At 69.6% G+C, this 19,851-nt stretch carries 20 protein-coding genes; 19 read left to right on the plus strand and 1 reads right to left on the minus strand.

From position 1 onward, the window contains the following. The first annotated feature begins 174 nt into the window (after window positions 1–174). The 19 genes from AOP72_RS05645 (at window position 175) to AOP72_RS05735 (ending at window position 19,403) form a co-directional block, all read left to right on the plus strand. Window positions 175–939: a TylF/MycF/NovP-related O-methyltransferase gene (locus tag AOP72_RS05645; protein ID WP_062133539.1), complete on the plus strand. Its 765-nt coding sequence runs from the start codon at window positions 175–177 to the stop codon at window positions 937–939. Between the two features lie 71 nt (window positions 940–1,010). Continuing rightward, window positions 1,011–2,216, plus strand: coding sequence for an aminoglycoside phosphotransferase family protein (locus AOP72_RS05650; protein ID WP_062133541.1), 1,206 nt, complete (start codon window positions 1,011–1,013; stop codon window positions 2,214–2,216). Window positions 2,217–2,344: 128 nt separating this feature from the next. Continuing rightward, complete coding sequence (thrS, locus tag AOP72_RS05655; RefSeq protein WP_062133544.1) at window positions 2,345–4,336, plus strand: threonine--tRNA ligase; 1,992 nt, start codon at window positions 2,345–2,347, stop codon at window positions 4,334–4,336. 29 nt (window positions 4,337–4,365) lie between these two features. Next, window positions 4,366–4,890 carry an HIT family protein gene (locus tag AOP72_RS05660; protein WP_062136912.1) on the plus strand — a complete coding sequence of 175 codons (525 nt, stop codon included), beginning with the start codon at window positions 4,366–4,368 and terminating at the stop codon, window positions 4,888–4,890. A 17-nt stretch (window positions 4,891–4,907) separates the two neighbouring features. Continuing rightward, on the plus strand, window positions 4,908–5,621 hold the full coding sequence (gene pgsA, locus AOP72_RS05665; RefSeq protein WP_084631344.1) for a phosphatidylinositol phosphate synthase: 714 nt from the start codon (window positions 4,908–4,910) through the stop codon (window positions 5,619–5,621). After that, entirely contained in the window at window positions 5,618–6,505 is an 888-nt protein-coding gene (locus AOP72_RS05670; protein WP_062133550.1) for a phosphatidylinositol mannoside acyltransferase, read from the plus strand. Before pgsA ends, AOP72_RS05670 begins: the two co-directional genes overlap by 4 nt. Further along, window positions 6,502–7,653, plus strand: a complete 1,152-nt coding sequence (locus AOP72_RS05675) for a glycosyltransferase family 4 protein (protein WP_062133553.1) — start codon at window positions 6,502–6,504, stop codon at window positions 7,651–7,653. Before AOP72_RS05670 ends, AOP72_RS05675 begins: the two co-directional genes overlap by 4 nt. Beyond that, entirely contained in the window at window positions 7,650–8,558 is a 909-nt protein-coding gene (pdxS, locus tag AOP72_RS05680; RefSeq protein WP_062133557.1) for a pyridoxal 5'-phosphate synthase lyase subunit PdxS, read from the plus strand. The genes AOP72_RS05675 and pdxS overlap by 4 nt, the downstream gene beginning before the upstream one ends. 19 nt (window positions 8,559–8,577) lie before the next feature. Continuing rightward, complete coding sequence (locus tag AOP72_RS05685; RefSeq protein ID WP_062133560.1) at window positions 8,578–9,159, plus strand: NUDIX hydrolase; 582 nt, start codon at window positions 8,578–8,580, stop codon at window positions 9,157–9,159. Then, complete coding sequence (gene pdxT, locus AOP72_RS05690) at window positions 9,156–9,740, plus strand: pyridoxal 5'-phosphate synthase glutaminase subunit PdxT (protein ID WP_062133563.1); 585 nt, start codon at window positions 9,156–9,158, stop codon at window positions 9,738–9,740. Before AOP72_RS05685 ends, pdxT begins: the two co-directional genes overlap by 4 nt. An 88-nt stretch (window positions 9,741–9,828) precedes the next feature. Further along, entirely contained in the window at window positions 9,829–10,467 is a 639-nt protein-coding gene (locus AOP72_RS05695; RefSeq protein ID WP_062133566.1) for a hypothetical protein, read from the plus strand. Then, complete coding sequence (locus AOP72_RS05700) at window positions 10,446–10,820, plus strand: hypothetical protein (protein WP_062133569.1); 375 nt, start codon at window positions 10,446–10,448, stop codon at window positions 10,818–10,820. The genes AOP72_RS05695 and AOP72_RS05700 overlap by 22 nt, the downstream gene beginning before the upstream one ends. Before the next feature lie 117 nt (window positions 10,821–10,937). After that, on the plus strand, window positions 10,938–11,696 hold the full coding sequence (locus AOP72_RS05705; RefSeq protein ID WP_062133572.1) for a YebC/PmpR family DNA-binding transcriptional regulator: 759 nt from the start codon (window positions 10,938–10,940) through the stop codon (window positions 11,694–11,696). Between the two features lie 22 nt (window positions 11,697–11,718). After that, window positions 11,719–12,273, plus strand: a complete 555-nt coding sequence (ruvC, locus tag AOP72_RS05710) for a crossover junction endodeoxyribonuclease RuvC (protein WP_238581616.1) — start codon at window positions 11,719–11,721, stop codon at window positions 12,271–12,273. 92 nt (window positions 12,274–12,365) lie between these two features. Further along, window positions 12,366–12,956 carry a Holliday junction branch migration protein RuvA gene (gene ruvA, locus AOP72_RS05715; RefSeq protein WP_062133578.1) on the plus strand — a complete coding sequence of 197 codons (591 nt, stop codon included), beginning with the start codon at window positions 12,366–12,368 and terminating at the stop codon, window positions 12,954–12,956. A 19-nt stretch (window positions 12,957–12,975) separates the two neighbouring features. Next, window positions 12,976–14,022, plus strand: coding sequence for a Holliday junction branch migration DNA helicase RuvB (ruvB, locus tag AOP72_RS05720; protein WP_062136915.1), 1,047 nt, complete (start codon window positions 12,976–12,978; stop codon window positions 14,020–14,022). A gap of 78 nt (window positions 14,023–14,100) precedes the next feature. Beyond that, window positions 14,101–15,990: a protein translocase subunit SecD gene (secD, locus tag AOP72_RS05725; protein WP_238581617.1), complete on the plus strand. Its 1,890-nt coding sequence runs from the start codon at window positions 14,101–14,103 to the stop codon at window positions 15,988–15,990. Further along, window positions 15,987–17,072, plus strand: coding sequence for a protein translocase subunit SecF (secF, locus tag AOP72_RS05730; RefSeq protein WP_062133584.1), 1,086 nt, complete (start codon window positions 15,987–15,989; stop codon window positions 17,070–17,072). Before secD ends, secF begins: the two co-directional genes overlap by 4 nt. A gap of 75 nt (window positions 17,073–17,147) precedes the next feature. After that, window positions 17,148–19,403 (plus strand): RelA/SpoT family protein, encoded by a 2,256-nt coding sequence (locus AOP72_RS05735; protein WP_062133587.1) that lies wholly within the window; start codon window positions 17,148–17,150, stop codon window positions 19,401–19,403. On the opposite strand, the gene AOP72_RS05740 is transcribed toward AOP72_RS05735, so the two are convergent. After that, window positions 19,375–19,794: a hypothetical protein gene (locus AOP72_RS05740; RefSeq protein ID WP_062133589.1), complete on the minus strand. Its 420-nt coding sequence runs from the start codon at window positions 19,792–19,794 to the stop codon at window positions 19,375–19,377. The genes AOP72_RS05735 and AOP72_RS05740 overlap by 29 nt on opposite strands. Between the last annotated feature and the right edge of the window lie 57 nt (window positions 19,795–19,851).

The raw sequence follows: 19,851 nt of genomic DNA on the forward strand, positions 1-19,851 counted from the left end.
GAGACCTGGGCCGCCCACCCGCAGAAGGCCCGCCCTCGGCAAGGCAGAACGCGGGGTCGAGAGTGCGTCCGCCCCTCGGTCTCCGTCCGGCGCAGGACTGAGCAGGGCCGATGCTCACCTCACCCCTCGCGCGACATCCGGCCGATGCGCCAGAAGTCGCCTAACGTGTGAGGCGTGGCAATCAACGCAGCCGGCATGCTCGCACGCGCTCGACGCATCGGCCGGGCTCCCGGCGAGGCGTGGGCCTTCGCCCAGCTGCCGCCCATCGCCCGCACCGTCATTCGGGAGAGGCTCACGTACCTGTCGCCCATCAAGATGCTCGAGCTCCAGCGCGCGGTGCGCGACGTGGACGCGGCCACCGTGCCGGGAGACGTCGTCGAGTTCGGCATCGCGCTCGGCGGCTCGGCGATCGCGCTGTCGCACACGGCCGACACCCGCGCCTTCCACGGGTTCGACCTGTTCGGGCTGATCCCGCCTCCGTCGAGCGACAAGGACGGTGATCGTGCCCAGCAGCGCTACGAGGTCATCGCCTCCGGGTTGTCGACGGGAATCCGCGGAGACGAGTACTACGGCTACCTGCCCGATCTGCTGGGCACCGTCAAGGCGAGTTTCGCCCGCCACGGACTTCCCGTCGACGGCGGCCGCATCGCCCTGCATCCGGGCCTCTTCGACGAGGGCTGGCCGCTCGCGGCGCCGTCCGTGCAGGCCATCGCGCTCGCCCACGTGGACTGCGACTGGTACGACCCGGTTCGTTACTGCCTCGATGCGATCGCGCCGCTGGTCTCGCCCCGCGGCATCATCGTGCTCGACGACTACCTGGATTACGACGGGTGCCGGGCGGCCACGGATGAGTTCCTCGCCGCGCACCCTGAGTTCGCCGTGAGGCATCGACGCGGAAATGTGTCGCTGGTCAAGTCCGGCGCGGTGTCGGGCGGCTGACAGCGCGACACGCTGTCGCACCGGCGTGTCCCAGGAGTGACGATCCGCGCCTCGCCGTGGTGTGATGAGACATGGCGAGCGATCATGCGGCAGCGCCGCTGCTGACCGGGCCCCAGGCCGGCGACATCCTGTCGACCGCGCTCGCCACCATGGAGATCCCGCTCGAGTCCTGGACCGTCGATTCGGTCAACGCCCGGCCGGCAGCCGAGACCTCGGTGGGGTACGACGTCCTCGCCGGGGGAGAGCGCCTCTACCTTGTCGCGTCGACGGTGTCTCTCACGGACGAGCAGCGGGCGGCCGCCAAGGCCGTCCGCCTGTCGTCGGACGACGGCGAGGTGCATGTGTGGCGCCACCCGGCGGATCCGTACCTTCCCGGCCTCGCCGATGCGTGCGTCCCCGAGACTCTCGCTCCCCGGCTCAGCACCGCGACCGGGCGGACGATCACCATCGAGTCGCTCGACATGATCGTGATGCGGCCCATGCGCAGGGCGGTCCTGAGGGTCCGCACCGTCGCTGAGGACGGGCGGCGCACCTGGTACGTGAAGGTGGTGCGGCCCGACCGCGCCGAAGCGATGCTTGCTCGTCACCGGATGTGCGACCTCGCCCCGATCGCTCTCGACGCGGGCGACGGCATCGTGGTGGTGCAGGAGGCTCACGGCACCCCCATGACCCGTGCCCTGCACCGGCCCGACGGTTCCGACCCGGCACCCATCGACCCCGCGATGCTGCTCGCGGCGATGGATCGGCTGCCTGCGGATGCCACCGCCCTGGATCACCGCCCCCCGGTGCCCGACCGCATCTCTCAGTACGCGCGGATGGCGATCGACGAAGGACTGCCTCACGATCGGGTGGAGGCGCTCGAGCGGCGCATCACGGCGGTGCTGGCCGCCGCGCCCGAGCACCCGACGGTCGCCACCCACGGCGACCTGCACGCCGCGAACATCTACCTCGACGATGCTGCGGCGCCCACCCGCGTCGAGTCAGTGATCGACCTCGACACGCTCGGGCCGGGCCGGCGCATCGACGACTGCGCGTGCATGGTCGCGCACATGATGGTGCTCCCGCAGCTCGACCCGGAGGGCTACCGAGGCGTACCCGCGGTCGCCACGCAGGTGATGGAGGCCTTCGGCGCATGCTTCGGGATGGACGAGTTGCGGGCGCGAGTCGCCGCCAACGTGCTGTCGCTCGTGGCCGGGGCGGAGGATGAGTCCATCGCCACGGCGTGGCTTGACACCGCCGAATCGGTGATGAGGGGCGCGTCGGCCGCCTCGCGCTGACGCCCGCGTCCGTGTGAGCGCGGCGCGCGAGCGAGGGTGAGTGCCTGCATGTCGGTAGCATCGTCGGGTGACGTCCGTGCGCGTGAGCGCGCGACGCAGACAATCGCACGAACCCGAGGAGATCACTGGTGCCCACCATCAACCTGACCGTCGACGGCGACCAGCGACAGGCCGACGCGACGACGACGGGCACTGACCTGTTCGCCGAGCGCCGCGAGGTGCTCGTGATGCGCGTCAACGGCGAGCTGTGGGACTTGGCTCGCGAGCTCCCCGACGGCGCGAGCGTCGAGGCCGTCACGATCGACGAGCCCGACGGCCTGATGGTGCTGCGTCACTCGACCGCGCACGTGCTCGCGCAGGCGGTCCAGCAGGCGCACCCCGACGCGAAGCTGGGCGTCGGCCCGCCCATCGAGAACGGCTTCTACTACGACTTCGACGTCGAGGAGCCGTTCACCCCCGAGGACCTCAAGAAGCTCGAGAAGGCGATGCAGCGCATCGTCAAGGAGGGCCAGGCGTTCGTGCGTCGCGATGTGACGCGCGAGGAGGCGCTCGCCGAGCTGTCTCAGGAGCCCTACAAGTGCGAACTGCTGAGCCACGAGGCGGACGGTGCCGAGGGCGCCTCGGTCGAGATCGGCGACGGCGACATCACCATCTACGACAACGTGCGACGTGGCGGAGAGGTGGCCTGGAAGGACCTGTGTCGCGGCCCCCACGTGCCGAGCACCAAGCTGCTCGCCAACGGCTGGTCGCTGATGCGCTCGGCCGCTGCCTACTGGAAGGGTTCCGAGAAGAACCCCCAGCTGCAGCGCGTGTACGGCACGGCGTGGCCCACCAAGGAGGAGCTCACCGCCTACAAGGAGCGGCTCGCCGAGGCGGAGCGCCGCGACCACCGCCGCTTGGGGGCCGAGCTCGACCTGTTCTCGTTCCCCGACCAGATCGGCTCCGGCCTCGCTGTCTTCCATCCCAAGGGCGGAATCATCCGCCACGAGATGGAGGAGTACTCGCGCCAGCGCCACATCGAATCCGGCTACGAGTTCGTCTACACCCCGCACGCCACCAAGGCGCAGCTCTTCGAGACCTCCGGTCACCTCGACTGGTACGCGGACGGCATGTACCCGCCGATGCAGATGGACGAGGAGCGTGACGACAAGGGCAACGTCACCAAGCAGGGCCAGGACTACTACCTGAAGCCCATGAACTGCCCCATGCACAACCTGATCTTCGATGCGCGCGGGCGTTCGTATCGCGAGCTGCCGATGCGCCTGTTCGAGTTCGGCACCGTGTATCGCTACGAGAAGTCGGGAGTGGTGCACGGGCTCACCCGCGCGCGCGGCTTCACGCAGGACGACGCTCACATCTACTGCACGCGCGAGCAGATGAAGGACGAGCTGAACAGCCTGCTCACCTTCGTGCTCGACCTGCTCAAGGACTACGGGCTCGACGACTTCTACCTGGAGCTGTCGACCCGCAACCCCGAGAAGTCGGTCGGCTCTGAGGAGATCTGGGAAGAGGCGACCGAGACCCTGCGTGAGGTCGCGGAGGGTTCGGGCCTGGAACTGGTGCCGGACCCTGGCGGCGCGGCGTTCTACGGGCCCAAGATCTCGGTGCAGACGCGTGACGCTATCGGGCGTTCGTGGCAGATGTCGACCATTCAGCTCGACTTCAACCTGCCGGAGCGCTTCGAACTCGAGTACACCGCCTCGGATAACAGCCGTCAGCGGCCGGTCATGATCCACCGCGCGCTGTTCGGGTCGATCGAGCGCTTCTTCGCGATCCTCACGGAGCACTACGCGGGCGCCTTCCCCGTCTGGCTCGCACCGGTGCAGGTGCGCGCGATCCCGGTGGCCGATGCGTTCGACGAGTACCTCGGCGACGTGGTCGCCCAGTTGCGCGCGCACGGCATCCGGGCCGAGCTCGACGCCTCGGACGAGCGGTTCCCCAAGAAGATCCGCTCGGCGTCCAAGGAGAAGATTCCGTTCGTGCTCATCGCCGGCGGCGAGGACGCCGAGGCGGGCGCGGTGTCGTTCCGACTGCGCGACGGCAGCCAGGACAACGGCGTGCCCGTGGCCGATGCGGTGGCACGCATCGTCGAGGCCGTGACGACCAAGGCGCAGGTGTAGTTCCAGTGGCAGAGATCGTCGACGGCGAGATGATGGGCGGCGAGGCCGACGGCTTCGAGCGCCTGTGGACCCCGCATCGCATGGCCTACGTCCGTCATTCGTCCGACCGGCCCGAGTACACCGGCGCTCACGAGTGCCCGCTGTGCACCAAGGTCACGGGCGATGATCGGGAAGGCCTCGTGGTCCACCGGGGCGAGCACTGCTATGTGGTTCTCAACCTGTACCCGTACAACCCCGGCCACCTCATGGTGTGCCCGTATCGTCACGTCGGCTGGTACACCGAGGCGACCGATGCGGAACGCGACGAGATGGGAGCGCTGACGCAGGCCGCGATGCGGGTGCTGACCCACGTGAGCGGCACCAAGGGCTTCAACATCGGCATGAATCAGGGCCAGGTGGGCGGCGCCGGGATCTCGGAGCACCTGCACCAGCACGTGGTGCCACGGTGGACCGGCGACTCGAACTTCCTGCCCATCATCGGCCGCACCAAAGCGGTCCCGGAACTGCTCGACGACACCTGGGAGCGCCTGACCAGCGCCTGGGGCGAGGTCTGACGACCGGGAGGTTACACATGTTCGGCAAACTGCGGCCGCTGATGGCCGCAATCTGGCAGGCGCCCGCGAAGGCGCTGCTGCGAATGGGGATTCACCCCAACGCGGTGACGATCGTGGGCACGATCGGTGTGGTCATGGGAGCGATCGTGCTGCTGCCTCGCGGCGGCATGGCGATGTTCTGGGGAGTCCTCGTCATCACGTTCTTCGTCGTGACCGACATGCTCGACGGCACCATGGCGCGTCTGTCCGGCAAGACGTCGCGGCTCGGCGCGTACCTGGATTCGACGCTCGACCGCGTGGCCGATGCGGCGATCTTCGGCGCGCTCGTGTGGGGCTTCCGGGAGGACTCGGCCCCCACGGCGCTGGCCGCGCTGCTGTGCCTGACCATGGGATCCTTCGTGCCGTACGCGCGGGCCAAGGCGGAGTCGCTCGGCGTCGAGGCGTCGGGAGGGATCGCAGAACGCTCGGACCGACTGGTCATCACGCTGACCGCCACGGCCCTCGTGGGCCTGGGGGTGCCCGTCGCCGTGCTCACCTGGACCCTGTTCCTGCTGGCGGCCGCCGCCGCATTCACCGTCGGACAACGCACCATGGCGGTGGTGCGCGCGAACCGCGAGGACTTGCGTGACCACCAGGACCATCACCGCGATTCGCTCGACTACGGTGATCACCCCGAGCACCACCCCGGCGAGCCGGCGACGGACGGCGCGGACCGCGACGCCGATCGATGAACGCGTTCCTCACCGCCTGGCATGTGTCAGGAAGGCTGCCCGTGGGCGCGAGCCGGGCCGCCGCATCGGCCGTGTCGTGGTGGGCATGGGCGACCCATGCCAAGCCCACCGTGCGGCTCGAAGACAACCTGCACCGCGTCACAGGGCTCCAGGGACGCGAGCTGCGCCGCCTGTCGCGGCGGGGCATGGCGTCCGCCGCGCGGTACTACTCGGAGGTGCTCGAGCTGGGTCGCATGACCGAGAGCCAGATCGACGCCCGCGCTCGCACTGAGAACTTCGAGGACGTGCGCGAGCTGCTGGAGGGCGATGAGCCCGTCGTGGCCGTGCTGTCGCACTGCGGCAACTGGGACATGGTGGGGGCCTGGGCCTCGCGCAATCTCACTCCGATCACGGCGGTCGCGGAGGTGCTGAAGCCGCGCGAGGTCTTCGACGAGTTCGTCGCCATGCGCGAGCGGGTGGGCATCCGTGTGCTCGGCCACGAGGGAGGGTCGACGTTCCGTCGCCTGATCGAGCTGGGGCGCGGGGACCGGGGGCTGATCTGCCTGCTCTCTGACCGTGACATCTCGGGCCGTGGGGTCGAGGTGGAGATGTGGGGTCGCCCGGTCAAGGTCGCGCCGGGCCCCGCAGCCGTCGCGGCGGCGGCCCGCATCCGGGTCTTGCCAGTGATGCTGCACTACGAGCGCCTCACGGGCGCCCGTCGTCGTGCCGCGCATTCGCGGTGGGGAGTCGTGATGACGTTCGGACCGGTCATCGACCCTGCCCAGTTCCCCAAGGAGACGCGCGTCGGGGACGTGAGCCAGGCGTGGGCGAGCTGGATGGCGGAGAGCATCGCCGAGCACCCCGAGGACTGGCACATGCTCCAGAGGTTCGGGTGGCAGTCATGAGAATCGGCATCGTGTGCCCGTACTCGTTCGATCGCCCCGGCGGCGTCCAGTTGCATGTGATGGACCTCGCCGAGGCGCTGTTCGCGCGCGGGCACCAGGTCTCGGTCTTGGCCCCCGCCGCCCCGGGCACGACGGTGCCGGGGTACGTGACGACCGCCGGACGGTCGCTGCCGGTGCGCTACAACGGCTCGACCGCGCGCATCACTTTCGGCATGGCCGCCGCGATGCGGGTGCGCAAATGGCTGCGTGAGGGGCAGTTCGACGTGGTGCACCTGCACGAGCCGGGCACCATGTCGCTCTCCGTGATCGCGATGTGGGCGCGGCTCGGCCCCACTGTCGCCACGTTCCACACGTCGAACGACCACTCGCGCATCATGCGCATCGCGAAGCCGTTCATCAAGCCCGGCTACGAGGAGCTCGACGCCCGCATCGCCGTGTCGCCGTCCGCTGACCGCACGGTGAAGGAACACCTGGGGGTAGCGGCCACGCACATCATCCCCAATGGGGTGGACACGGCCGCCTACACGGATGCGCCCCAGGTCAAGGAGTGGCGGGGCACCAAGAACGCGCCCACCATCGGGATCCTGGGCCGCATGGACGAGTCCCGCAAGGGCCTCGACGAGTTCCTGGCTGCGATCCCGCACGTGCGCCGCCGGTACCCGCGCGCCCGGTTCCTCGTCGCGGGTCGGTTCTCGGACCGGATCGCCGCGCGTGCCGCGCGCGGCGGTGCCGAGGTGGTGGGAGAACTCGACGAAGGGATGAAGGCGCGCTTCATGTCCTCCGTGGACGTGTACTGCGCGCCGAACCTCGGGGGCGAGAGCTTCGGGATCGTGCTCGTGGAGGCGATGGCGGCCGGCGCGGCGGTGGTCGCGAGCGACCTGGTAGCCTTCCGCGACGTCGCGACGGACTCCGAGGGCGAGGTCTGCGTGGCCATGCACACCGTGGGCGACTCCGTCGAACTGGCGGCGCGCGTGAACGCGCTGCTGGGCGATCCAGAGGCGCGCAAGGAGCTCGCGAGCAGGGGCAGAGCCCGCGCTGGCACCTTTGACTGGCGCCAGGTCGCCCCCCGCATCGAAGAGACCTACCGCGACGCGATTAGAATGGACGCGGAATTCCATCCCCAGCCAGCGAAGGACAGCACCGCATGAGCGATACCGCCGACGTCACCACCCCCCAGGTAGGCACCGACCTGGTCAAGAGGGGCATGGCCGAGATGCTCAAGGGCGGCGTGATCATGGACGTCGTCACACCCGAGCAGGCGAAGATCGCCGAGGATGCCGGAGCGGTGGCCGTCATGGCACTCGAGCGCGTGCCGGCGGACATTCGGGCGCAGGGCGGCGTGGCACGCATGAGCGACCCCGACCTCGTCCAGGGCATCATCGACGCGGTCTCGATCCCCGTGATGGCGAAGGCGCGCATCGGCCACTTCGTCGAGGCGCAGGTGCTGCAGTCCCTTGGCGTCGACTACGTCGACGAGTCCGAGGTGCTGACGCCCGCCGACTACACCCACCACATCGACAAGTGGAACTTCACCGTGCCGTTCGTCTGCGGCGCCACCAACCTGGGCGAGGCGCTGCGTCGCATCTCTGAGGGCGCGGCCATGATTCGCTCGAAGGGCGAGGCGGGCACAGGAGACGTGTCCAACGCCACGACCCACATGCGTCAGATCCGCGCCGAGATCAAGGCCCTCGCGTCCCTGCCGAAGGACGAGCTCTACGTGGCCGCCAAGGAACTGCAGGCCCCGCTGCCGCTGGTCCAGGAGATCGCGGCCACCGGCAAGCTGCCCGTGGTGCTCTTCACCGCTGGCGGCATCGCGACGCCCGCGGACGCCGCGATGATGATGCAGCTGGGTGCCGAAGGTGTGTTCGTCGGTTCCGGAATCTTCAAGTCCGGCAACCCCTCGGAGCGCGCGAAGGCGATCGTGAAGGCGACCACCTTCTTCGACGACCCTGCCGTGATCGCGGATGTCTCGCGCGGGCTGGGCGACGCGATGGTGGGCATCAACGTCGAGGACGAGCCCGAGCCGCACCGGCTCGCCGAGCGCGGCTGGTAGTCCCGCGCCCGGACCCTCCGTGACCGACGCCCCGCAGCCGCCCGACGATCGCAGCCCCGTGCTGGAGAGTCCGGCTGCGGGCGCATCGGCCGGGGACCGGATCGCGCGCCGCGGCGCGCGGGTGCTGCTCGTGGACGACTCGAGCCCCGATGCGCCGCTTGTGCTCATGGTCCGGGGGCACGACCCTCACGAGGAGGGCCGGTCGTTCTGGTTCACGCCCGGGGGCGGACTCGAGGCTCACGAGACGATGCGTGCGGCGGCGGTGCGCGAGCTCGCTGAGGAGACCGGCTGGGTGCTGGAGGAGCACGAGCTCGCCGGGCCCGTCTGGCGGCGCACGGCCATATTCGACTTCGCCTCGCGACCCTACGTGCAGTACGAGGAGATCTTCGTGGGACGGCTGGCAGATGCGGAACAGCGGCAGCGCACCGCAGAGGAGTGGACCGAGGTGGAGCGGGAGACCATCGACGCGGTCCAGTGGATGACGGCCGCCGACCTGCGGAACACCCCCATCGAGGTGTTCCCGGCGGAGCTGAGAGGCGGCTGGGACGCCTTCCTCGCCTGGGAGGGCGACACCATCGACTTGGGAGAGGTTGCCGAATGACCACCGTGGGAGTGCTCGCGCTGCAGGGCGACGTTCGAGAGCATCAGGCGATGCTCGAGGGCCTCGGCGTCGACGTGGTCCGCGTGCGTCGGCTCGCAGAGCTGAACGCCGTCGATGGACTGGTGATCCCTGGGGGAGAGTCGACCACCATGGACAAGTTGCTACGAGCCTTCGACTTGCGAGATGCCCTCGTGGCGCGCATCGCCGCCGGACTGCCGGTGCTCGGCTCGTGCGCCGGAATGGTCCTGCTCGCGCGGGACCTGCGTGACGGCATCGAGGGCCAGCAGACCCTGGGGGCGATTCCCATGACGGTGCGACGCAACGCTTTCGGGCGCCAGGTCGACTCCGCCGAGGTGGACCTGGTGTGGGAGCCGGACGGCAGCCCTATGCACGCCACCTTCATCCGCGCGCCCTGGGTGGAGTCGTACGACGACGGCGTCGAGGTGCTCGCCACGGCCACGGGGCCGGACGGCGAGCGCCACCCGGTCGCGGTGAGGCACGGCGCTGCAATTGCGACGTCCTTCCACCCGGAGATCTCCGCAGATGCGCGCGTGCACGCACTGCTGCTGTCTCAGGTGTGAGCGCAGGCGTGAGGGCAGCGCACGCGATGGGCACGTAGTTCCAGCCTGAGGACTTGATGTTCGCATATCAAGGCTCTATCCTTGAGCCATGTTCGTCGTCACCGCCGACCAGCGCGGCAGCACTCGCAAGGGCGACCGCGTCGAGTCGCTCCTGAGCGAGCTGCGCCCGTGGATAGAGCGCTGGAGCGCGGACGTGGCGCTGCCGCTGGAGCGCACGGTCGGTGACGAGGTGCAGATCGTGCTGACCGGCCCGGTAGCCGCCGTGGACCTCGCGCTGCACCTGATGCGCGTGGGCGACTGGTCCGTCGGGGTGGGCGCGGGCCCCGTCAATGAGCCGTGGGGGGAGAGCGCCCGCGCCAGTTCCGGCGCGGCCTTCGTGCACGCCCGGCAGGCGGTGGAGCGCGCCCGCGGACGGTCGGAGCCCATGCCGGTGGTGGCCGCGGGCGAGGATGCCGACGCTGCCGAGAGCGCCACGGCGGTGCTGCAACTGCTGGCCGCGGTGGTGCGCCGCCGCTCACAGGCGGGCTGGGAGGTCGCGGACCTGCTGGGCCCCGACTCCACTCAGCGCGAGGTCGCGACACGGCTCGGCATCTCCGAGCAGGCGGTGAGTCAGCGCGTGACATCTGCCATGCTCGACGAGGAACGCCGCGCGCGACCCGTCGCCGCGGACCTGCTGGTGCGCGCAGAAGCGAGAGGAGCCTCCACATGTCGGTCCTTGCCGAGGTGAGTGTGGTGGTGGCCGCGCTGGTGGCGGCAGCGGCGCTCGGCTCGCCGCTGGTCGCATGGCTGCTGCGGCGCGTCGAACCCGAGACCGAGACCCCGGGCCTCTTGCGTGGCGGCATGTGGATCGGCGTGCTCGAACGGCTCGCCATCGCAGGGGCGGTGATGGCGGGGCACCCCGAGGCGGTCGCGGTCGTGATCGCTGTCAAGGGCCTCGGGCGCTACCCGGAACTGCGCGACGCGCAGGCGGGGCTGCGCGGCGAGACCGCGGAACGATTCATCATCGGCACGCTCTCGAGCTTCGTGTGGGCGGCGGCGTGCGGGGCCGCCGGGGCGGCCGCGGTCGCCGCGCTCGGGTGACGCGCGCTGCTGGCGGAGCACCGTACGTGCTCGACTCCTGGTGTCTGCGTGAGCGCGGGGGAGTGACGCTCTAGACTGGCGGGCAGTCCACTACCTGAATCCGTTGAGGAGCATCACGTGTCCGGCCACTCCAAATGGGCAACCACCAAGCACAAGAAGGCGGTTGTCGACGCCAAGCGCGGCAAGCTGTTCGCCAAGCTCATCAAGAACATTGAGGTCGCGGCCCGCTCGGGTGGCGCGGACATGGCCGGCAACCCCACGCTCTTCGACGCGGTCCAGAAGGCCAAGAAGTCCTCGGTGCCGAACGACAACATCGATCGTGCGCTCAAGCGTGGAGCGGGCCTCGAGGCCGGCGGCAGCGAGTACGAGACCATCATGTACGAGGGATACGGCCCCAACGGCGTCGCGATGCTGATCGAGTGCCTCACGGACAACCGCAACCGCGCCGCGATGGAGGTGCGCACCGCGCTGACCCGCAACAACGGCACCCTCGCGGACCCCAACTCCGTGGCGTACCTGTTCACGCGCAAGGGACAGATCATCGTCTCGAAGGACTCGGGCGTCACGGAGGATGACCTCATGGTCGCCGCGCTCGACGCCGGTGCCGAGGAGATCGAGGACCACGGCGAGGTCTTCGAGATCACGTCGGAGGCCACGGACGTGGTGGCCGTGCGCACCGCGCTGCAAGAGGCGGACATCGACTACGACTCCGCCGAGGCCACGTGGGTCCCGTCGGTCAAGATCGAGCTCGACGTGGACGGCGCCAAGAAGATGCTGCGCCTGATCGACGCTCTCGAGGACTGCGATGACGTCCAGAACGTGTTCGCCAACATGGACGCCTCCGATGAGGTGCTGGAGGCGGCGGCCGCCGAGTAGCGGCAGCCCGCCCTCCGTTCTCGTGAGGATCCTCGGCGTCGACCCCGGCCTCACCCGTTGCGGGCTGGGCGTGATCGACGCCGCTGGCGCGCGGCAGGTGAGCCTGGTGCACGTGGAGGCCGCCACCTCTCCCGCAGGGGATCACGTCCCCGCGCGGCTCGCGCGCCTGGCCGACGCCCTCGAGGCCGTCCTGGACCAGCACCGGCCGGATGCGATCGCGCTCGAGCGGGTCTTCGCTCAGGCCAACGTGCGCACCGTGATGGGCACCGCCCAGGTCTCCGGAGTGGTCATGCTCGCGGCCCAGCGCAGGGGACTGCCGGTGGCTCTCTACACGCCGTCGGAAGTGAAGGCGGCCGTGACCGGAGACGGCCGCGCGGCGAAGCCCCAGGTGGGCTACATGGTCGCCCGAGTGCTCGGCCTCGCCGAGCCACCCCGACCGGCGGATGCCGCCGATGCGCTGGCGATCGCCATCACGCATGCGTGGAAGGGTGGGGCCGCGCCGGTGGGATCCGCCGCGACCACGGCCGCACAGCGACGCTGGGCTGACGCCGAGCGCGCGTCGCGACGTCGTGGGTGAGGTGCGGCGAGTCGTGTTCGGTGGCGGTGCCGCGTCCCGTAGCGTGTTCGTACACATGTTCGATAGGAGTCCCGCGTGAGAGGTGATGCGCTGTGATCTCACAGCTGGCAGGCACGGTGCTGTCGGTGCGCGCCTCGACCGCAGTGGTCGAGGTCGGGGGCGTCGGTCTCCTCGTGCACTCCACTCCAGCCACTCTGGCTGAGCTCCGTGCTCACCAGGAGGCGCGGTTCTTCACGCAGCTCGTGGTGCGCGAAGAGTCGCTCACCTTGTTCGGCTTCACGGCGGAGTCCGAGCGCGACACGTTCGAGGCGCTGCAGTCGGTGCAGGGCGTCGGGCCGCGGCTCGCCCTCGCGATGCTGGCGGTCCACTCTCCGGAGTCGCTCTCGCAAGCCGTGGCGAACGGCGATCGTCAGGCTCTCGAGCAGGTGCCCGGCATCGGTGCGAAGGTCGCCGCGCGGCTGCTGCTCGAGCTGGGCGGCAAGCTGTCGCTTCCGGAGCCCTCGGCGACTCCGACGACGCCCGATGCGCGGGACCAGGTCGAGGAGGCGCTCGTTGCCCTCGGGTGGAACCAGAAGGCGGCCGCCAAGGCCGTCGAGAACGTGGCCCCGACGCCGATCGCGGACGCGGACGTGCCGACCACGCTGAAGGCGGCGCTCAAGGCGATGGGCGGGGCGCGTGCCTGACGACCGCGAGCACGACGAGATGGCGCCGTTCGAGGCGAGCGTGGTCGACGCCGATGCCGACGCGATCGAGCGGTCGAACGAGGCAGCGCTCCGGCCCACCAGCCTCGATGAGTTCGTCGGTCAGCGCACCGTGCGCGATCAGCTGTCTCTGGTGCTGCGTGCGGCCGTGAGCCGCGGCGCGACCGCCGACCACGTGCTGCTGTCCGGTCCGCCCGGGCTGGGCAAGACGACGCTCGCGATGATCGTGGCAGGGGAGATGGGCGCGACCCTGCGTGTGAGCTCCGGCCCTGCGATTCAGCACGCGGGCGACCTTGCCGCGATCCTCAGTTCGCTCGATGAGGGTGACGTGCTGTTCCTCGACGAGATCCACCGCCTGGCGCGTCCTGCCGAGGAGATGCTGTATCTCGCGATGGAGGACTTTCGCGTGGACGTCGTCGTGGGCAAGGGAGCGGGCGCGACCTCGATCCCGCTGAGCCTGCCGCCCTTCACGATCGTCGGTGCCACCACGCGAGCCGGGCTGCTGCCGGCGCCGCTGCGCGACCGGTTCGGATTCACCGCTCACCTGGACTTCTACTCCGACGACGAACTGCACAGCATCGTGGGACGCTCGGCGGGCAAGCTCGGCTTCGAGATCGCCAGCGACGCAGCGGCCGAGATCGCGTCGCGCTCGCGCGGCACGCCGCGCATCGCGAACCGTCTGCTGCGCCGCGTGCGTGACTGGGCACAAGTGCACGGCAGCGGCACGGGGGACCTCGCGGCCGCTCAGCAGGCGCTCATCGTGTACGAGGTCGACGAGCGCGGCCTCGACCGCCTCGACCGCGCCGTGCTGCGCGCGCTGTGCACGCGGTTCGGCGGCGGACCGGTGGGGCTGTCGACGCTCGCCGTATCCGTGGGCGAGGAGTCGGAGACGGTCGAGACGGTCGCCGAGCCGTTCCTGGTGCGCGAGGGGCTCATGAGCAGGTCCCCACGCGGACGTATCGCGACGGCCGATGCGTGGGCGCACCTGGGACTCGAGCCTCCTGCAGGCGCGCTTCCCGGCACCCCTGGTGGGCGACTCTTCGACTGAACGCGGTTCGACGCGCCCCCGTTTCACCCCTAGAATCGCCAGGGCTCTCATGAGCACTTCTACATCGTGAGGAATTCTGTGTCGAAAGTCACCAAGAGCGCGCGCAAGTCGCTGATCTGGCTCGGAGCGATCGTTGTCGCGATCTTCGGGCTGCTCTCTGCCGGCGTCCTGTCAGGCAACGCGTCGTGGACCCCGGGCCTCGCGCTCGACCTCGCCGGCGGTCGCCAGATCATCCTGACTCCCGTCCTCACGGAGGGCTCGGATCAGCAGATCGAGCAGACCGACCTCGAGCAGGCCGTCGAGGTGATCCGCAACCGCGTGGATGCCTCCGGCGTCGCCGAGGCGGAGATCACCACTCAGGGAAGCAACATCGTGGTCGCGCTTCCCGGCAATCCGCCGCAGTCGACCATCGATCTCGTGTCGCAGGCCGCGCAGCTGCAGTTCCGCCCCGTGCTGGTCGTGGGCGACCCGGGCGTGTCGACCCCGATCCCCGACCCGAGCGCAAGTCCCAGCGACGAGCCCACGCCTGGCGCATCGGCCGGGGCTACCCCCGAGCCGTCGCCCTCCGCGTCCGAGGTCGCCAACCTCGTGACGGGCACCGAGACGGTGACCGAGACCGGCGCATCGGCCACTCCCGCCCCTGAGGCGACAGCGGAGCCGACAGCCGCACCGACGGCGGCCCCCGGCGACGAGACCGTCGAGCCCGAGGACCCGTCTTCGTTCGCATGGCTCGACGAGACGCTGCTCGAGGAGTTCGAGTCGCTCAACTGCCTCGACCCCGAGAACCTCGGCGGCCGGTCGATGGGCGACCCCGACGTCGGCTACGCGGCGTGCGCCGAGTTCGGCCTCGCGAAGCTCGCGATGGGACCGGTCGAGATCGAGGGCGACGACCTCGACACGGCGACCAGCGGCCCCGAGACCTCGCAGACGGGCACGCTCACGGGTCGCTACGAGGTCCGCCTGCAGTTCAACAACGAGGGCGCCTCCAAGTTCGGCGACGTCACCACCCGCCTGCTCAACCTGGAGCAGCCTCGCAATCAGTTCGCAATCGTCCTCGACGGCGTCGTGATCTCCTACCCGGTGGTCAACAACCGCATCACCAACGGCGAGGCGTCGATCACCGGTGACTTCACGCAGGAGCAGGCGGAGCAGCTCGCGAACCAGCTCCGGTTCGGCGCCCTGCCGCTGAGCCTCGAGGTGCAGTCGAACCAGCAGATCTCCGCGACCCTGGGTGCCGATCAGCTCGAGAAGGGCCTGATCGCCGGCATGATCGGCCTGTTCCTGGTCTTCCTGTACTCGCTGTTCCAGTACCGCGCGCTCGGCCTCGTGACCATCGCATCGCTGATCATCGTGGGCGCCACGACGTTCGGCGTGATCTCACTGCTGTCGTGGGGGCTCGGATATCGCTTGTCGCTCGCGGGAGTCGCGGGCCTGATCATCGCGATCGGCGTGACCGCGGACTCGTTCATCGTGTACTTCGAGCGCATCCGCGATGAGCTGCGCGAGGGCCGGTCCCTGCAGTCCGCCGTCGACCACGCGTGGCGCCGCGCGCGCCGCACGATCCTGGCGTCCGACGCGGTGTCGCTGCTGGCAGCCCTTACCCTGTACGCGCTCGCCGTGGGCGGGGTGCGAGGCTTCGCCTTCACCCTGGGTCTCACCACGCTGCTGGACGTGCTCGTGGTGTTCCTGTTCACCCACCCGTTGATGGTGCTTCTCGCACGGACCTCGTTCTTCAGCGAGGGCCACCGCTGGTCTGGGCTGGACCCGCGCCAGCTGGGACGCGAGGCGCTCTACAAGGGCCGCGGCCGCGTCCGCACCGGCACGGCGGCCACCGCCAGCACGGACGGCCTCACGCTCGCCGAGCGCAAGGCGGCGGCGCGGCGCGCCAAGGTCACCACGCCCGACGCGTCAGCAACCGATGCTTCTCAGTCGCCTCTGGGCACCGAGCCGAAGGGGGACTCACGATGAGCGCCAACCTCGCCACCTGGGGCAACAAGCTCCACTCGGGGGAGAAGACCTACCCGATCGTCCAGTACAGCGGGCGTTTCTTCATCGCCTCCGCGATCCTGATGCTCGTGGCGCTCGGCCTGCTCCTGGGCAAGGGCCTCAACCCCGGCATCGACTTCACCGGTGGCACGCAGTACGTGCTCGCCAATGTGTCGGACACTGACTCGGGTCCCGCCGAAGAGGCGATCGCCGCGATCGACCCCGCCCAGGAGCCCCGTATCAGCGTGCTCGGCGACAACGACCTGCGGGTGCAGCTGGGCGTCCTGGAGGACGCCGACCAGCAGGCGCTCGGGGACGCGCTGGCCGAGGCATACGGCGTCCCGCTCGACGACATCAGCTTCGACCAGATCGGTCCCACGTGGGGAGCGGAGGTCGGCGCCAAGGCCCTGCAGGCGCTGGTGATCTTCCTCCTTCTGGTGTTCACCGTCATCACGCTGTACTTCCGCGCGTGGCGCATGGCGGCCGCGGCGATCATCGCGCTGCTGCACGACCTGCTCTTCACGGTGGGCATCTACGCCCTGGTGGGCTTCGAGGTGACGCCCGCATCGGTCATCGGCTTCCTGACGATCCTGGGCTACTCGCTCTACGACACCGTGGTGGTGTTCGACAAGGTCAAGGAGAACACTCAGGACCTGACGGCGCAGAGCCGCTACACGTACGCCGAGCTGGCGAACCTCGCGGTCAACCAGACCCTGGTGCGCTCGATCAACACGTCGATCGTCGCACTGCTGCCGGTGGGGTCGATCCTGTTCATCGGGTCGTTCCTGCTGGGTGCAGGCACGCTGAGCGACATCGCCCTCGCGCTGTTCGTCGGCATGGCCGTCGGCACGTACTCGTCGGTCTTCGTCGCGACTCCGCTCGAGGTGGCACTGCGCCGCCGCGAGGCGCGGATCCAGGAGCACACCGCCAAGGTGCTCGCGCTGCGTGAGTCGGGAGAGGCCGACGTCGTGGTGCACGAGGACGGCACGGTGCGAGTGGGCGCTCTCCAGCCGGGCGAGCACCGCGGCACCAAGGCACAGCCTCGCCGCAAGGGCCGCCACTAGGCACCTCGAGCCGCCAGTAGACTTGAGCCTTCACCCCGGCGCGGCCAGCCACCGCGAATCGTGAAGGAGGCTCGAGTGACCGACACCCGCCACTCCTCGCCGCCCACGGGGCCGCTCGCGTTCCTGCGCCGTCCGGCGAAAGAGCCCACCGCGATCGACGGCGTGCTCGACACGTACCGCCGCATGTATCCGCGCGCGAAGACGGGCATGATCGAGCGCGCGTATCGGATCGCGGACGAGGCCCACCGGGGCCAGCAGCGCAAGAGCGGCGAGCCGTACATCATCCACCCGATCGCGGTCGCGCAGATCATCGCCGACATGGGCCTGCCGGACACGGTGATCGCCGCGGCGCTTCTTCATGACGTCGTGGAGGACACCGAGCACCCTCTGGACCGGATCCGCGAGGAGTTCGGCGACGAGGTTGCGACGTTCGTGGACGGAGTGACCAAGCTGGACAAGGTCTCGTATGGGGACGCGTCCCAGGCGGAGACCGTGCGCAAGATGGTCGTGGCGATGGCCAAGGACATCCGGGTGCTGCTGCTCAAGCTCGCTGATCGGCTGCACAACGCCCGCACCTGGAAGCACGTGTCGCCGGAGAGCGCGCGCCGCAAGGCGCAGGAGACGCTCGAGATCTATGCGCCGCTCGCGCACCGCATGGGGCTGAACGCCATCAAGTGGGAACTCGAGGACCTCTCGTTCAAGACCCTCTATCCCAAGATCTACCAGGAGATCGTCGACGTCGTCGCGGAGCGCGCACCCGAGCGCGAGCGGTACCTGGCGGAGATCAGGGCCGAGATCGAGACCGAGCTCAAGACCATGAAGATCCGGGGCGTGATCACGGGCCGCCCCAAGCACTACTACTCGGTGTACCAGAAGATGATCGTCCGAGGTCGCGACCTCAACGAGATCTACGACCTCGTGGGCATGCGGATCCTGGTGGATTCCGTCCGCGACTGCTATGCGGTGCTGGGAGCGATGCACGCGCGCTACCAGCCGGTGCCGGGCCGCTTCAAGGACTACATCGCGATGCCCAAGTTCAACCTCTACCAGTCGCTGCACACCACGGTGATCGGGCCCAGCGGCAAGCCGGTCGAGCTGCAGATCCGCACTCACGAGATGCACCGTCGGGCGGAGTACGGCCTCGCGTCCCACTGGCGATACAAGGAGCGTGGGGGCGGAACGAGCGGCAGCGGGGGCAGCGGCGACATGGGCTGGCTGCGCCAGATCGCGGACTGGCAGCAGGAGACCGCAGACCCGACCGAGTTCCTCGACGCGCTGCGCGGCGAAATCTCGCGCGCCGAGGTCTACGTCTTCACGCCGCGCGGCAAGCTGCTGGCGCTTCCTCAAGGGGCCACCCCGGTCGACTTCGCCTACGCGGTGCACACCGAGGTGGGCCACAAGACCATCGGCGCCAAGGTCAACGGCCGGCTCGTGCCACTCGACTCGACGCTCGACAACGGCGACACCGTGGACGTGCTCACCACGTCCGACGAGAACGCGCACCCCAAGCGGGACTGGCTCGACTTCGTGCAGTCCGCCCGTGCGCGCAACAAGATCCGCCAGTGGTTCACCCGCGAGCGTCGCGAGGAGTCGATCGAGACGGGCCGCGACATGCTCGCTCGCGCGATCCGCCGCCAGCATCTGCCGATGCAGCGCTTGATGTCCAAGTCGACGCTGCTCGCGCTCGCCAAAGAGATGCACTACGACGACGTGGACTCTCTGTACGCGTCGATCGGCGAGCATAAGGAGCAGGCGGGCGACGTGGTCGCACGCATGGTGGCAGCGGTCGGCGGAGCCGAGGGCGCGGATGAGGACGTCACGGAGATCACGCGACCGGGCACTGGCGTCGCACGGGCGCGGCGCGGCGACCCCGGGATCTCGGTGCACGGTCTCACCGACGTGGTGGTCAAGCTCGCCAAGTGCTGTACGCCAGTGCCGGGAGACCCCATTCGAGGATTCGTCACGCGCGGCAACGGTGTGAGCGTGCACCGCGCGGACTGCCAGAACCTCAGCGCTCTCGAGAGCGAGCAGGAGCGGTTCATCGACGTCCAGTGGACGGGGCAGTCGGACGCCACGTTCATGGTGCAGATCGAGGTGGAGGCACTGGACCGCAACCGGCTGCTGAGCGACGTCGTGAGAGTGCTGTCGGACTATCACGTCAACATCCTCGGCGCGAACGTCTCGACGAATCAGGACCGCGTGGCGCTCAACACGTTCACCTTCGAGATGGCGGACCCGTCGCACCTGGGCGCCGTCATCGCCGCGGTGCGCAAGATCGACGGGGTGTACGACGCGCGACGCCTCACGGGCGCCAAGCGCCGCCCGTACTGACTGTCTCCGCGTCTCCCGGCGCGGGAGGCCAGCGCCGCGCATCGGCCGTCGCAGTGGTGACGTCGGCGACGGGGGAGTGCGGGGCGGCGATCCCCACGCCGTGAAAGACCACCGGCACGGGCGCGGTCCACGCACGGACGTGACGGCCCACGGGGCACCGGATGTCGATGACGGCGGGTCGCTCACCGACCCCGTGAGCCCACAGCGCAGCCATTCCAGTGGCCTGACAGCCGGCGGGCACGCATTCCGCGAGCACGCGGCGGCGAATCGCGGCGCTGTCCGGGATGTCGAGCGGCAGCGCGACTCCCGGAAGCAGGGGTGCGATCACGGAGTCGCGCACCAGGCGCCCGTAGGCGAGGCGACCGATGTCGGTCCGGCGCACGATCCACATGCGCCGCAGTGTCGCACGGCCGGACGCCCCGCGGTTGGGCGTCCGGCCGTGCTGTGG

Source organism: Demequina aestuarii, assembly GCF_000975095.1.
GTDB lineage: Bacteria > Actinomycetota > Actinomycetes > Actinomycetales > Demequinaceae > Demequina > Demequina aestuarii.